Genomic DNA, 14,423 nt, shown 5'->3' on the forward strand with positions numbered 1-14,423 from the left:
ATGACCGCCGACGCCCTGGACGCCAAGCAACGCACCCGTTTCAACAAGCTGCAGAAGAAGCTGCGGCGTGAAACCGGCCGTGCCATCGCCGATTTCAACATGATCGAGGAAGGCGACCGCATCATGGTGTGCCTGTCCGGTGGCAAGGACTCGTACACCATGCTGGAGATTCTGCGCAATCTGCAGCACTCGGCGCCGGTGCACTTCGAGCTGGTGGCGGTGAACCTGGATCAGAAGCAGCCCGGCTTCCCCGAGCACGTGCTGCCGGAATACCTGGAGCGGGAAGGGGTGGCCTACCACATCCTGGAAAAGGACACCTATTCCATCGTCAAGGAGAAGGTGCCCGAGGGGAAGACCACCTGCGCGCTCTGCTCGCGTCTGCGTCGGGGCAGCCTGTACGGCTTCGCCGAGGAGATCGGCGCCAACAAGATCGCCCTGGGCCATCACCGGGACGACATCGTCGAGACCCTGTTTCTGAACATGTTCTTCGGCGGCAAGATGAAAGCCATGCCGCCCAAGCTGCGCAGTGACGACAACAAGCACATCGTGATCCGGCCACTGGCCTATTGCCGCGAGAAGGACATCGTCGAGTTCGCCGCCTTCAAGCAATTTCCGATCATTCCCTGCAACCTGTGCGGCTCCCAGGAGAACCTGCAGCGCCAGGCGGTCAAGGACATGCTCAATCAGTGGGACAAGCGGTTCCCCGGGCGCATCGAGAACATCTTCTCGGCGATCGGCAACGTGGCGCCGTCGCAGCTCGCCGATACCCGCCTGTTCGACTTCGAACACCTGGAGGACGGCCAGCAGCGCGGCGGCGCCGCCGCGCACCGGCTGGACGTGGTCAACCTGTTCCAATAACGATCGACGGTGATCGTTCATTTTCCGTGACCGATGCGTCACGACGGCGGCGTCCCACCGCATGATTCACGGCGGGGTTTCCGGTAAAATGCCGCCGCTTTCCGGCCAGCACGCGTTGCCCTGGCCTCGTATCGACTCTCGACCTGAAAGGTAGGAGCACATGACCGATCGCATCCAAAAAGGCGGCCTGGACGTCGCTAAAGAACTCCATGATCTGGTGGCCAACGAGATCGCCCCGGGCACCGGCGTGGATCCGGAGCACGTCTGGGCCGAGCTGGAAAAAATCCTCGCCGACCTGGCGCCGCGCAACAAGGCGCTGCTCGCCAAGCGCGAGGACATCCAGAAAAAGATCGACGCCTGGCACCTGGATCGCAAGGGTCAAACGATCGATCCGGCGGAGTACAAAACCTTTCTGCAGGAGCTGGACTACCTGCTCCCCGAAGGCGGTGACTTCAAAGTGGGCACCCGGAACGTGGACGAGGAATTCGCCCACATCGCCGGCCCGCAGCTGGTGGTGCCGGTGCGCAACGCCCGCTTCGCCCTGAACGCGGCCAACGCCCGCTGGGGCAGCCTCTACGATGCCCTGTACGGCACCGACATGATTTCCGACGAAGGCGGTGCCGAGAAAGGCGGCGCCTACAATCCCAAACGCGGCGACAAGGTGATTGCCTACGCCCGGGATTTCCTCGACAAATACTTCCCGCTGGCCAGCGGCTCCCACAAGGACAGCACCGGCTATGCGATCCAGGACGGCAAACTGGTGGTGCGCCTCAAGGACGGTGAATCCGGCCTGAAGGACGAGAGCCAGCTGCAGGGCTACCGGGGCGATGCCGCCAAGCCGGACGGCGTGCTGCTCAAGCACAACAACCTGCACGCGGAAATCCAGGTGGACGACCAGCACCCGATCGGCGCCGAGGACCCGGCCCACGTCAAGGATGTGCTGATGGAATCCGCCGTCACCACCATCCAGGACTGCGAGGACTCGGTGGCCGCGGTGGACGCGGAAGAGAAGGTCGAGGTGTACCGCAACTGGCTGGGCCTGATGAAGGGCGACCTGAAGGAATCCTTCGAGAAAGCCGGTCGCACCATGACCCGTGAGCTGAACCCGGACCGGGAATACACCGCCCTGGACGGCGGCACCCTGGTGCTGCCGGGCCGCTCCCTGATGCTGGTGCGCAACGTGGGTCACCTGATGACCAACCCGGCCATTCTCTTCAAGGGCGAAGAGGTACCGGAGGGCATCATGGACGCCATGTTCACCGTCCTGGCCGCCATGCACGACCTGAAGAAAACCGACGGCGCGCGCAACAGCCGCACCGGCTCGGTGTACATCGTCAAGCCGAAGATGCACGGCCCCGAGGAAGTAGCCTTCGCCGTGGAGCTGTTCGAGCGCGTGGAAGACGCCCTGGGTCTGGAGCGCAACACCCTCAAGATCGGCATCATGGACGAAGAGCGCCGCACCACCGTGAACCTGAAGGAGTGCATCCGCGCCGCCAAGGACCGGGTGATCTTCATCAACACCGGCTTCCTGGACCGCACCGGCGATGAGATCCACACCTCCATGGAAGCCGGCCCGATGGCTCGCAAGGGCGACATGAAAGGCATGCCGTGGATCAACGCCTACGAGGCCTGGAACGTGGACATCGGCCTGGAATGCGGTCTCAAGGGCGTGGCCCAGATCGGCAAGGGCATGTGGGCCAAGCCGGACGAAATGGCGGAAATGATGGCCACCAAGGCCGGCCACCCGAAAGCCGGCGCCAACTGCGCCTGGGTGCCGTCGCCCACCGCCGCCACCCTGCACGCCATGCACTACCACGAAGTGAACGTGCAGGACGTTCAGGACCAGCTGGCCAGCCGCCAGCGTGCCTCCCTGGACGACATCCTCACCATCCCGCTGCTCGACCGCGAGCTCAGCGACGAGGAGATCCAGCAGGAACTGGACAACAATGCCCAGGGCATCCTCGGCTACGTGGTGCGCTGGATCGACCAGGGCGTGGGCTGCTCCAAGGTGCCGGACATCAACAACGTGGGCCTGATGGAAGACCGCGCCACCTGCCGGATCTCCAGCCAGCACATCGCCAACTGGCTGCACCATGGCATCGTCACCGAGGAACAGGTGATGGCGTCCATGAAGCGCATGGCCGAGGTGGTGGACCAGCAGAACGCCGGTGACCCGACCTACCGGAACATGGCGCCGGACTTCAACGGCAAGGCCTTCCAGGCCTCCTGCGACCTGGTCTTCAAAGGCTGCGAGCAGCCCAGCGGCTACACCGAACCGGTCCTGCACCGCCGCCGCCTGGAACTCAAAGGCGAAGCCTGACCCCCCCAAGCCCGGCTCCGCCGGGCTTTTTTCTGGGGTCGGACCACCGTAACCCCCTGATTCCCCTCGTTTTTGCTCCTCCAAAACCTGCCATTCGCTGCTTGGAGCCGTCTTTTCGGGCATGAAAAGCACGAGTAACAGGACAGCCGCCCCGTCCTAAGACGGCCATTCAGGGCGGCAAAACCTCTGTTTAAGCCTTCTGAACGACCTGCCGGGAAGACATAGTCCAGCTATATCAAGGGGTTATCGTGGTCCGACCCCGACAGGGGGGGCTTCCATGCCGGCGGTGACGAAGGCGGTCATTTGTTGGAGGACTTCTTCGGAGTCTTCCGGGTGGCAGATGCCGGGGGCCAGTTGTTCGAGGCGGTGGGTGTCCGAGAAGGCGTACATGTAGGCGCCGATCATCAGGATCACGCGCCAGTGGGCGTCCCGTTCGCTGATGTTCGGCAGCGCCTTGCGGAAGGCGTCCACGAACGCCTTGGTGGATTCGTTGTAGGCCTCGTCGCGCAGTTCGTAGGAGATCTCCGGCGGTTCCGTGTGCAGGCGCGCCTGCAGGCGGATAAAGGCGCGGCCGGAGACGGTGGCGCGCAGTTCCAGGGTGGGGATCAGGAAGGCGCGCACGATGTCGACGACCTGAAGCGGGCCCTGGCGTTCCAGTTCGCTCAGGCGTTCCAGGCGCTGGTCGGAAATGCGCTTGCCGCGACGCAGAAAGACCTCCTGGAACAGGCCGTACTTGGAGCCGAAGTAGTAATTGATCAGCGCCTGGGTGACCTCGGCGGCGTCGGCCACTTCACGCAGGGTGGTGCCGGCGTAGCCGCGTTCCGCGAACAGCAGTTCCGAGGCGTCCAGAATGCGATCGCGGACCTGGCCGTTGGAGCCTTCCGGGCGACCGGGGCGGTTGCGGGCCGCGGCCTTGGTTTTTTTCTTCGGGGCGACACCGCGTCGGCCCTGGACTTTGGGGCTGGGCATGGGACTCCGGCAAGAATTAAAGAGGTGAATAAATACAGCGCCGCCGCGTATTCTAGGGCCTGTTCCCCCCATTTGCATCACGCCGGCGCCGCCGCGATTCAGGTCTCCAGCTGGCGGGACAGCGCCGCCCAGGGCATCACGTCCGCGTTCTTTTGGGCCATGTCGAACAGGTTGGCGCGGTGGGGCGCCAGCGCCCGGTCGCCGACGCAGTCCTCCAGCACCAGCGGCCGGAAGCCGTGGCTCATGGCGTCCACCACGCTGGCGCGCACGCAGCCGCTGGTGGTGCAGCCGGCCACCGCCAGGGTGCCGACGCCGCGCTGGGTGAGCCAGGCCGCCAGGCCGGTGCCGAAAAACGCCGACGGCACGGTCTTGCGCAGCACCCATTCCCCGGCCACCGGCGCAAGCCGGTGGACGATGGCGCTGGCCGGGTCGCTTTCCTTGAGACCCAGCAGACCCGGCACCTTGAGCGTGAACACATTGGCGTCGGCGTCGTCGTCGGCGAACACGATGCGCGTGTGCACCACCGGCCAGCCGCGCCGGCGCGCCTCGGCCAGCACCGGCACGGTGGCCTCGATGGCGTCGGTGATATTGCCGCCGCCGAACCGGTCCGGGTCGGCGAAGCCGTTGACGAAGTCCACCAGCAGCAGCGCGGGCCGGCCGTGCAGACCCAGCCGCCCGCCGAACCCCTGTTGTCGATACACCGCCTGATCGTCGCTCATGCGTCGGCCTCCTGCTCCACAACCCGGCCGTCGCGCACTACCGCCTCACCGTCCAGGAAGACGGTGCAGCCGCGCATGGGGATGTCGATGTGGCAGGCGGCGGTGCGGTCGCCGCCGGCCTCGTTGTTGGGGCCGGTGGACCACAGGAAGTTGCCCTCGAAGGCGCGCGCATCCATGCCAATGGTCGCTTCCCGGTCATACAGCGCCAGGGTCGACCAGCGTGCCCGCTTCTGCAGGCCCCAGCCCACATGGGAGAGGGCGTAGGATTCCGGGTCGTCGAAGGCGTCCATGTAGTCGCGCAGCAGGTCCGCGTCCAGGCCGCCCTCGATGGCGGTCACATAGCCATCGCGCACGGTCAGGCGCACCGGCGTCTGCACGTAGCATTTCTGCGGCAGCAGAATATCGCCCCGGTCGAGCACCACGGTGCCGTGGGCCTGACCCTCGTTGGCCCAGGTCACCACGAAGCCGCTGGGCCAGTGGTCCCAGCGACCGGGCTGGTCGACGAAGCCGTATTCCTGAATCACCGGGTAATCCCCCAGCGGGCAACGCAGATCGGTCCCCGCCGCGGAGGTCACGTGCATTTCGCGAGCCCGTTCCAGCCGGGCGGCGGCCCGGTTGACCCGGGCCCGGTCCGCTTCCGTGGGCACCAGCCGGGCGAGGATCTCCGGCGGTTCCACCGCCAGCAGAATGCGCGTGCCGGATTTGAGGATGTCGAGCTGCTCCGGTGAGAACAGCAGGGTCATCAGGTCCAGCACCAGATCGCTTTCCTTGAGCGCGGCGATGGCCGCCCGGTTGCCGCTCAGCGGGGTGCTGCCCAGATAGGCGAGCGGGTCGCGGCTCAGCGACTTCTCGCCGTTCACCGGTGGCAGCTCCAGGCGGTTGGCGCGGGCCCCCAACTGACCCAGCGCCACCAGGGCGGTACGCAGGGTCTGCGGGTGGGTACCGTCGCTGGTCAACAGGGTGACGATGTCACCGGCTTTCAGTTGCGAGAGGGTCAGAACCTGTTTCCAGGCGTCGATCATTTGCGTGTCGCTGACCGCCATGACAGGACTCCTTTACCGAAAAAACAAAGCACGAAAAATCAAAGAGGCGTGCCGAGAAAATCGCCGAAGGCGCGGTAGAAGGCGTCTTCGTCGTCCCAGGGAATCATGTGGCCGGCGCTGGTGACGCGGGTGACGCGCAGTTCGGGAATCAGGGTTTCGATCTCCTCCACGTCCGCGTCGCTGATCACGTCGCCGCGTCCGGCCGCCATCAACAGCACCGGCACCTGGATGTGCGGCATGTCCTGGTGAATGTCTTCCTGGTGCATGTCGTCGTAGCTTTTCACCACCGCGCGTTCGTCGCAGGTGTGCAGCCATTCCGCGCGCAGGCGCAGCTGTTCCTCGCTCCAGGTGGGGCAGAACTCGCGCATGGCGTCCGCGTCCATCCCTTCCAGAGCGGCGCGGATGGAATCCACGTACCAGGGCAGGGCGGACGGGTAGGGGCGCCGTCCCGGACCCGACACCGGCGGGTCGATCAGCGCCAGCCGGTCGAAGCCGGCGCCGGGATGGCGGCGGGCCAGGCGCACGGCGATGCGCCCGCCCATGGAGTGCCCCACCACCATGTACTGCCGCAAACCCAGCGCCTTGGCGAAGGCGGCCACGTCGTCGGCCTGGGCATCCAGGCCATAGTCCAGGGTGTCGGAGGCTTCGCTGAGCCCGCGACCGCGCACGTCCAACACATAGGTGTCGAAGTGGCGGCCGAAACGTTCGGCCACGAAACCCCAGGTCACCGCCGGGCTGGTAATGCCCGGCACGATCACCACCGCCGGGCCCTTGCCGCCGTAGCGCAGGTAGTGCTGGCGGATGCCGTTGGCGTGCACGTTGGCGCCGTAAAGATATTCGCTCATGGGCCCCTCCTCAGTAAGCGCCGGACAGCAGGGCGCCGGCGCCGGGGACGACGGGTTCCAGGTCCAGGGCCTTGAGCATCTGGTAGGTGGTGGCGATGGCGGCGGTGACCACCGGCTTGCCGGTGAGCGCCTCGACTTTCGGCACCGCCGCCAGGGACGGCATCTGCACACAGGCGGACAGCACGATGGCGTCGGCGTCGGAGAAGTCCATGCTGGCGACGATGTCCGGCAGCTTGGCGGTGTCGTGGCGGGCCACGTCCAGGTTGTTGGGGATTTCCAGGGCGCGGTACTCCAGCACCTCGGTGCCTTCGCGCTGGATGTAATCCACCACCATCTCGGTGAGCGGCTTCATATACGGCGCCACCACCACGACCTTCTTGGCCCCCAGCACCTTGAGCGCGTCCACCAGGGCGCCGGCGCTGGTCACCACTTCGGTTTCCTGGCCGTTTTCCTTGGTGCGCTCGCGCAGGCGCTTCTGGGATTCCCGGTGGTAGCCGGGGCCCATGGACATGATCGCCACCAGACAGGCATAGCCCATCACGTCCACGGCGGCGTCACTGAGTTCCAGGGCGCAGCGGTCGGACTCGCCGTCCATGGCCGCCAGCTCTTCCTTGCTGACGGTCTTCATGCGCATGCGGCTGGAGTGGAAGGTAAAGCGCTCCGGGCGGATCAGTTGCCGGGCGGTGAGCATGGCCGGAATCTCGGTCTCCATGGTGATGTTGGAGCTCGGTACGATCTGGCCGATGCGATAGAGGTTCTTTTTATCCGCGCTTTGCATGGCTGGGCTCCGATCAGGCGCTGACGGTGGCGTCGAATCGCTCGGCGCAGGTGGTGGCGTCGTACTCGTAGATCCACTCGGCGCGGATGCCCACCGCGTTGGGGTCTTTCTTCTGCGCTTCACGGAACGCTTCGTCGCGCTTGCGCAGTTCTTCCGGGGTGGACAGGTGGTAGCTGCGGCCGCGCTCACGGGCCTGCAGCTGCACTTCCGAGGTGCGCGGGCGGCGCTCCTGCTCGTAGGCGCGCAGGGCGGCGGCGGGGTCGCCCTGATAGTGAGTCAGCGCCTCGGCCAGCACATAGGCGTCCTCGATGGCCATGGCGGCGCCCTGGGACAGGAACGGCAGCATCGGATGGGCGGCGTCGCCGAGCAGGGTGGCCCGGCCGGTGGACCAGCGCGTCAGCGGGTCGTGGTCGAACAGGCCCCATTTGAAGGTCTGGCTGGGGTCGGTCATCTTGAACAGCCGGATCAGATCGTCGTTCCAGCCTTCATAGGCGGCCAGCAGTTCCTCGGTGCTGCTCGGTTCGGTCCAGGATTCCTCCACCCAGTCGGCGGTCTCGGTGACGGCCACGATGTTCACCGCCTGGCCGCCTTTCACGTAGTAGGTCACCACGTGCGCTTTGGGACCCATCCAGAAGGCGGCGTCCGGGCCCACGAAGGGCAGCGGGTGCTGGTCCACCGGCACCAGCGCGCGCCAGCACATGTGCCCGGTGAACTGGGGCTGGTCGTGCCCCCACAGGGAGGCGCGCACCGGAGAATGGATGCCGTCGGCGCCCACCACCAGGTCGGCCTTGAACTCGCCGCCGTCGTCGAAGCGGGCCAGCACGCCGTCGTCCTGTTCCTCGATGCCGGTGCAGCGGGCGTTGAAGGTCACTTTGTCCGCCGGCAGGTCGGCGGCCAGAATGCCGTGCAGATCGGCGCGGTGCACGTGGTAGAACTCAGCGCCGTAGACCTGCGGAAAGGTGTCCTTGAGCGGCGTGCGGAACAGGGTCTCGCCGGTCTGCCAGTTGATGCCGCGCATGGACTCGGGCAGAAAGCCGATGTCGTCCAGGGCCTCGGTGAGGCCCAGGGCCTTGAGCACTTTCACCGCGTTGGGGGTCATCTGCACCCCGGCGCCCACTTCGCCGAACGCCGGGGCCTGCTCGAACAGGTGAAAATCGATGCCGCGACGGCCCAGGGCCCGGGCCAGGGCCACGCCGCCGATGCCGCCGCCGATGATGCCGACACGAAGTTGCTCAGACATGGAATACTCCTTATTAAATATTCAACTAATTAATTATGGCGAGCCACGCCAACGGACGCGCCGCCTGTGTGTCTTGATCGATAGGGGGGCCGCGCTCAGGCCCCCAGATAGGCGCTCAGCACCTCCGGATCCTCCAGCAGGGTGGCGCTGTCCGCCTCGGTGCTGATGGTGCCGGTTTCCACCACATAGGCCCGGGACGCCACCGCCAGCGCGTTGTGCACGTTCTGCTCCACCACCAGCACGGTGACGCCGTGGCCGTTGATCTCGCGGACCACCTCGAACACCTCGTCGGCCATTTTCGGCGACAGGCCGAGGCTCGGTTCATCAAGCAGCAGCAGGCGCGGTTCGGACATCAGCGCCCGGGCGATGGCCAGCATCTGCTGTTCGCCACCACTGAGCGTGCCGGCCATTTGCTTGTAGCGCTCACGCAGCCGGGGGAAGCGGTGGAAGGCCATGCCCACGCGCTCTTCCACGCGCTGCTTGGAACCCACCAGGAACGCGCCCAGGATCAGGTTTTCGCGTACCGTCATGGCCGGCCAGACGTGGCGCTCCTCGGGGCAGTGGGCGATGCCGGCGGCCACCACCTTCTCGGCGGGCCGGCCGGCGATCTCGTCGCCGTCCCAGACGATGCTGCCCCGGCTCGGCTTAAGCAGGCCGGAGATGGCCCGCAGGATGGTGCTCTTGCCGGCGCCGTTGGCGCCGATCAGCGCCACGGTTTCGCCTTCGCCCACCGCCAGATCCACGCCGTGCAGGGCGGCGATCTTGCCGTAGGCCACGTGCAGGTCGCGCACCTGCAACAAGGTTTTGTGATTGCTCGCGGTCATGCCCGTGCCCTCCCCAGATAGGCTTCCACCACCTGTGGGTTGCTTTTCACCTCGGCCGGCTTGCCCTCGGCCAGTTTGCGCCCGAAGTCCATCACCATGACCCGGTCGCTGACGTCCATCACCAGGCTCATGTTGTGTTCGACGATGACGATGGACGGCACCTGCTCGCGGCGCAGCCGCTTGAGAATGCCCCCGAAACGCATGGCCTCCTGGCTGTTCAGCCCCGCCGCCGGTTCGTCGAGCATCAGCAGGGTGGGCCGGGCGGCCAGCGCCACCGCCACTTCCAGCAGCCGCAGTTCCCCGCAGGAAAGCCGGTAGGCCGGCGTGTCCATGCGCGCGCCCAGGTCCAGCAGCGTCACCAGCCGGGCGGCGTTGTCGCGGGCGTCCCGTTCCGCCGCCCGAACCGGCGCGGTGGGGAAGAAGGTGGCCAGCAGGCTCTGGCGGGCGCTCAGGTAATGGCCGGCGAGCACGTTCTCGAACACGGTCAGCGGCTTCAGCACATTGGTTTTCTGGAAGCTGCGCACCAGCCCCCGGCGGGCGATCCGGTAGGGACTCTGGCCGGTGATGTCGTGGCCCTGGAAGGTCACCCGGCCGGTGGTGGGCGTGTAGAAGCCGGTGATCAGGTTGAAGCAGGTGGTCTTGCCGGCGCCGTTGGGGCCGATCAGGCCGAACACCTCGCCCCGGTTCACCTGGAAGTCGATCTCCTGCACCGCCTTGATGCCGCCGAAGGTCTTGCTCAGGCCTTCCACGGTGAGCAGTGGCGCGTCCTGTTGGGTCGGGTTCATGCCGGACCTCCCTGGGCGCGGGCGGCGCCGTCGGCCGCGTCGCTCGGGTTGCGCTCGCGACGGTGGTTGAGAAAGCCCATCAGGCCGTTGGGCAGGAACAGTACCACCGCCATGACGATCAGGCCGAACAGGGACAGCCGCAGCTCCTGCAACTCGCGCAGGTACTCGGTGAGCAGCGTCACCAGCAGGGCGCCCAGCAGGGGGCCGATCAGGGTGCCCTTACCGCCGATCAGCACCATGATGATCATGCTCACCATGAAGGCGAAGCCGAACACGTTGGCGCCCACGAAGGTGATGTAGTGGGCGTAGAAGCCCCCGGCCAGCCCGGCCAGGAAAGCACCCAGCACGAAGGCGCGCATGGCGTAGACAAAGGGACGGATGCCCACCGATTGCGCCACGAAGCGGTTCTCGCGCACGGTCACGGCGGCGCGGCCGTTGTTGGAGTAGACGAAGCGATAGGCCAGGTACAGGGAGACCGCGGTCAGCCCCAGGGCCAGATAGAAGTAGAAGCGCTTGGCCATCAGCGGCGAGGCGTCGGCCAGCAGCGCCGGCTGCGCCACCCCGGACAGACCCATGGGCCCGTTGGTGAAGTCCACCCAGTTGTTGGCGATCAATCGCAGCACCTCGGCGAAGGCCAGGGTGATGATCACGAAGTAGGGGCCGCGCAGGCGCAGCGTGATGGCGCCGATCACCACCCCGAACAGGGCCGACACCACCCCGGCCAGCGGAATGGTGGCCCAGGCCGGCAGCCCCAGCCGCAGGGACAACAGCGCGGCGGTGTAGGCACCCAGGCCGAGAAAGGCGGTGTGGCCCAGGGAGAACTCGCCCACGTAGCCGACGATCAGGTTGAGGCTGGTGGCGAGCACCGCGTAGAGCAGCACCATGATGCCGATGTGCAGCAGGTACTGGTTGCCCACCAGCAGGGGAAAGGCGAGGGCGATCAGGCCCAGCACCAGCAGGGTATTGCGTTCGAATTTCATGCTCAGGCCCTCTCCACCTGGGTTGAAAACAGCCCGTAGGGTTTGAAGATCAGAGTCAGGATCACGATGATGAAGCCGATGATGTCCACGGTTCCGGTGGAGATGTAGCCGCCCCACAGGGCCTCGGCCACGCCCAGGATCAGGCCGCCGACGATGGCCCCGGCGAAGCTGCCCATGCCGCCCAGGATCACCACCACGAAGGCCTTCAGACTGACCAGGCCGCCGGCGCTCACGTGGGTGGAATAGATCGAGCCCAGCAGCATGCCGGCGGACGCCGCCAGCATGGTGCCCAGGGCGAAGGTGCTGGCGTACACCCGGGCGGTGTTGATGCCGGCCAGCCGGGCCGCCATCGGATCCTGGAAAGTGGCGCGCATGGCGCGCCCCAGACGGGTATGGCGGATCACCAGATGGGCGGCGAGAATCAGTACCGCGCAGGCGGCCACCGCGAACACGCGCAGCTCGGTGAGCACCACCGGACCCAGGAACACCGGTTTGTTGGGCAGCGGCCCCTCGATGGTCAGCGGCGCCGTGCCCACCAGCAGCAGGGCGGTGTTGGTGAGAAAGATCGACAGCCCGATGGTGAGCAGAATGCTGGGCTCCTCGCCCTGGTCGCGCACCCGCTCGATCAGGAAGCGGTCCACCAGCCAGCCGCAGGCACCCATCACCGCCAGGGTCAGCGCCAGCCCGGCGAAGAAGTTCAGGCCCAGCACGGTGGTGGCCAGCCAGCCCATCACCCCGCCCAGCATGTACAGCTCACCGTGGGCGAAGTTGACCACCCGCATCAGCCCGAAAATCAGCGTCAGGCCCAGGGCCGAGAGCGCGTAGAACGCCCCCGACACCAGACCGTTGGCGACAAACTGCAACAGCATATCCATGGATTATTGTCCGTCCTTGGCGCCGTCCGCCCGGGGGTCGGCGATGCGGGTGGTGGCGACCACGTCGGTGTGGCCGTCGCGGATTTGCACCAGCGCCGCGTCGAAGCCGTAGCCCTGGCCGTCGCGGGTGAACCGGTACCGGCCGTTGGGGGCCTCGTAGTCGGTGGCATGGAGCCCGTCGACGATGGCGCTGGCGTCGGTGCCGCCGGCCCGGTCGATGGCGTCCATCATGATGTTCAGGGAGTTGTAGCCGGCGGCGGCGTACTTGCCGGGGGCATGGTCGTAGGCGGCGCTGTAGTCCTTCACGAAGCGCTCGTTGCGCTCGCCGGGCAGGTTGGACACATAGGGCACGGCGGCGTAGATGCCCTCCGCCGCGTCGCCGGTGATCTTGATGAAGTCACTGGTGGCCCAGGAGCCCACACCGAACACGTCCATGTCGATGCCGAACTGTTTGATCTGCTTGACCAGGGTGGAGCCGTCCTGGGTCTCGGCGGCCACGAACACGCCGTCGGCGCCGGAGCCGCGCAGCTTGGTGAGCAGGGTGTAGAAGTCGGTGGCGCCGTGGTTGAAGTATTCGATCATGGCGGTTTCGACGCCGTGGCCGGAGAGCTCCTGCTCGAAGGCCTTGGCGCTGCCCCGGCCCCAGTCGTCGTTGACGCCGATATAGGCCACCTTCTTGAGGCCCAGGTTGTCGACGATCAGCCGGGAGAACGCCTTGCCCAGCAGGGCGTCGGTCTCGGCGGAGCGGAAGAAGTAGGGGTTGCCCTTCTCGGTGAGGCTGGCCTCCGAGGACACGCCGGTAAGGAACGGCGTTTTGTACTTGCGCGCCACCGGCATCACCGCCGAGGTGGCGGAGCTGCAGAAGGCGCCCACCAGGGCCACCACCCGGTCACGCTGGATCAGCTTTTCGGCGGCGTTCACCGAGTTGGCCGGGCTGCACTGGCCGTCCTCGATGATCAGTTCCACCTGCTTGCCGAGCACGCCGCCGGCGGCGTTGCGCTCCTTCACGGCCAGCCGCGCGCCGTTGGCGTCGGCGGTGCCGTTGTAGGCCACCGAGCCGGTGAGCGGCTGGATCAGCCCGATCTTGACGGTGTCCTGGGCCGGAGCCGCGGCGGAGGCCATGACGGCAGTCGCCATGATGGGAGCCAGAATCAGTTTTCTCATCGTCGTTATCTCCTGTTGAATTTTGTTGTTAGCGCGACTGACCGACATATTAATTAATCGGTTAGTAAATTTACAAGCGCCGCGGCTTCCATAGCAATTTGCGGACCAGAATACGGGACGGCAGGGCGCCCTTGCGGCGCGCGGCGACGCTACTCGCCAGGCATTTTTTGGTGCATTGGAACGAAAACCGCCCCAGGGCGGGGCGGCGGCAAGGAGCGGACGCGGGCTATTGGCCTTCCAGCTCCACTTTCACTTCCAGGGGCAGGGAGAGCCGTTCGCTGTGGCGATCGGCGCCGCCCAGGCCGGCGGCGGCGCTGTCCTCGGTGACGGTAATGGCGCCCAGGGGCTGCCATTGGCCGGGCACCATCATCAGGGTACTGGCGGCGCCCTGAAGCTCGGCGGTGCCGCCGCCGGCGGGCCGCTCGAAGCGCTGGGCGATGTCCAGCCGCACCCGGCCGTCGCCGGTGAGCATGGGGCGCACCTCGATGCCCTGGCGCAGGCTCATCAGCGCCGGATACTGGGTGCCGGTGAGCGCCACAAGGGTGCCCTGACCGATGGCCGCGGCGTGGCCGGAGAGGGTGTTGATGCGGTAATCGTCCTGGCGCTGACGGGTGACGGTGGCGGCGCCGGCACTGACCCCGCCGGGGCCGATCCGCACACCGCCACCGTCGGTTTCACCGCCGGCCCGGCGGCGCAGATGCACGGACACGGTACGCGGCGCCTCCGGCATATCGCCGAGGGCGGCCAGGATTTCGTCGAAGTTGGCGCTGCTGGTGCGGATGATCAGCTTGCCCTGATAGGCGTTCACATAGCCGCCCTCGGGGAGCAGGGGGCGGATCACCGGCACCAGGGCCTGGGCGTCGGCGCGCTGGATTACATGGATCGACAGGGCCTGGGCCTGGCCGGTGCGGGGCAGGGCGAGCAGAACGCACATTGAGGCGGCCAGGATCGCCAGCGCCAGCCATTTCAGCGGCGGCGACCGGTGCGCGGGGACGGAGCGGGCAGGGGCCATGATCAGCATTC

General features: G+C 66.6%; 14 protein-coding genes. 2 read left to right on the forward strand and 12 right to left on the reverse strand.

Annotation, left to right across the window (positions count from 1 at the left end; all coding sequences use genetic code 11):
* Together ttcA and IM760_RS09935 are read left to right on the forward strand one after the other, a co-directional pair.
* Positions 1-858 carry a tRNA 2-thiocytidine(32) synthetase TtcA gene (gene ttcA, locus IM760_RS09930; RefSeq protein WP_204428778.1) on the forward strand — a complete coding sequence of 286 codons (858 nt, stop codon included), beginning with the start codon at positions 1-3 and terminating at the stop codon, positions 856-858.
* Positions 859-1,018: 160 nt separating this feature from the next.
* On the forward strand, positions 1,019-3,178 hold the full coding sequence (locus IM760_RS09935; RefSeq protein WP_204428780.1) for a malate synthase G: 2,160 nt from the start codon (positions 1,019-1,021) through the stop codon (positions 3,176-3,178).
* A 243-nt stretch (positions 3,179-3,421) separates the two neighbouring features.
* Here the strand turns inward: IM760_RS09935 and IM760_RS09940 are convergent, their stop codons facing one another.
* From IM760_RS09940 to IM760_RS09995, 12 genes are all read right to left on the reverse strand, one after another.
* On the reverse strand, positions 3,422-4,147 hold the full coding sequence (locus IM760_RS09940) for a TetR/AcrR family transcriptional regulator (protein ID WP_204428782.1): 726 nt from the start codon (positions 4,145-4,147) through the stop codon (positions 3,422-3,424).
* A 98-nt stretch (positions 4,148-4,245) separates the two neighbouring features.
* Positions 4,246-4,866: an isochorismatase family protein gene (locus IM760_RS09945; protein WP_204428783.1), complete on the reverse strand. Its 621-nt coding sequence runs from the start codon at positions 4,864-4,866 to the stop codon at positions 4,246-4,248.
* The gene (locus IM760_RS09950) at positions 4,863-5,909 is read right to left on the reverse strand and encodes a 2,5-dihydroxypyridine 5,6-dioxygenase NicX family protein (RefSeq protein ID WP_204428784.1); all 1,047 of its coding nucleotides are present in this window, start codon (positions 5,907-5,909) and stop codon (positions 4,863-4,865) included. Before IM760_RS09950 ends, IM760_RS09945 begins: the two co-directional genes overlap by 4 nt.
* Positions 5,910-5,947: 38 nt before the next feature.
* Positions 5,948-6,754: an alpha/beta fold hydrolase gene (locus IM760_RS09955; RefSeq protein WP_204428785.1), complete on the reverse strand. Its 807-nt coding sequence runs from the start codon at positions 6,752-6,754 to the stop codon at positions 5,948-5,950.
* 10 nt (positions 6,755-6,764) lie between these two features.
* Positions 6,765-7,532: a maleate cis-trans isomerase family protein gene (locus IM760_RS09960; protein ID WP_275579275.1), complete on the reverse strand. Its 768-nt coding sequence runs from the start codon at positions 7,530-7,532 to the stop codon at positions 6,765-6,767.
* 13 nt (positions 7,533-7,545) lie between these two features.
* Positions 7,546-8,772: an FAD-dependent monooxygenase gene (locus IM760_RS09965; protein ID WP_204428786.1), complete on the reverse strand. Its 1,227-nt coding sequence runs from the start codon at positions 8,770-8,772 to the stop codon at positions 7,546-7,548.
* A gap of 95 nt (positions 8,773-8,867) precedes the next feature.
* Positions 8,868-9,596 carry an ABC transporter ATP-binding protein gene (locus IM760_RS09970; RefSeq protein WP_204428787.1) on the reverse strand — a complete coding sequence of 243 codons (729 nt, stop codon included), beginning with the start codon at positions 9,594-9,596 and terminating at the stop codon, positions 8,868-8,870.
* Positions 9,593-10,381: an ABC transporter ATP-binding protein gene (locus IM760_RS09975; RefSeq protein ID WP_204428788.1), complete on the reverse strand. Its 789-nt coding sequence runs from the start codon at positions 10,379-10,381 to the stop codon at positions 9,593-9,595. The genes IM760_RS09970 and IM760_RS09975 overlap by 4 nt, the downstream gene beginning before the upstream one ends.
* Positions 10,378-11,361, reverse strand: a complete 984-nt coding sequence (locus IM760_RS09980) for a branched-chain amino acid ABC transporter permease (RefSeq protein ID WP_204428790.1) — start codon at positions 11,359-11,361, stop codon at positions 10,378-10,380. Before IM760_RS09980 ends, IM760_RS09975 begins: the two co-directional genes overlap by 4 nt.
* 2 nt (positions 11,362-11,363) lie before the next feature.
* Entirely contained in the window at positions 11,364-12,236 is an 873-nt protein-coding gene (locus IM760_RS09985; RefSeq protein ID WP_204428792.1) for a branched-chain amino acid ABC transporter permease, read from the reverse strand.
* Positions 12,237-12,239: 3 nt separating this feature from the next.
* The gene (locus IM760_RS09990; protein WP_204428794.1) at positions 12,240-13,400 is read right to left on the reverse strand and encodes an ABC transporter substrate-binding protein; all 1,161 of its coding nucleotides are present in this window, start codon (positions 13,398-13,400) and stop codon (positions 12,240-12,242) included.
* 226 nt (positions 13,401-13,626) lie between these two features.
* Positions 13,627-14,412: a hypothetical protein gene (locus IM760_RS09995; protein ID WP_204428796.1), complete on the reverse strand. Its 786-nt coding sequence runs from the start codon at positions 14,410-14,412 to the stop codon at positions 13,627-13,629.
* Between the last annotated feature and the right edge of the window lie 11 nt (positions 14,413-14,423).

It is taken from the genome of Alloalcanivorax marinus, from assembly GCF_016906305.1.
GTDB lineage: Bacteria > Pseudomonadota > Gammaproteobacteria > Pseudomonadales > Alcanivoracaceae > Alloalcanivorax > Alloalcanivorax marinus.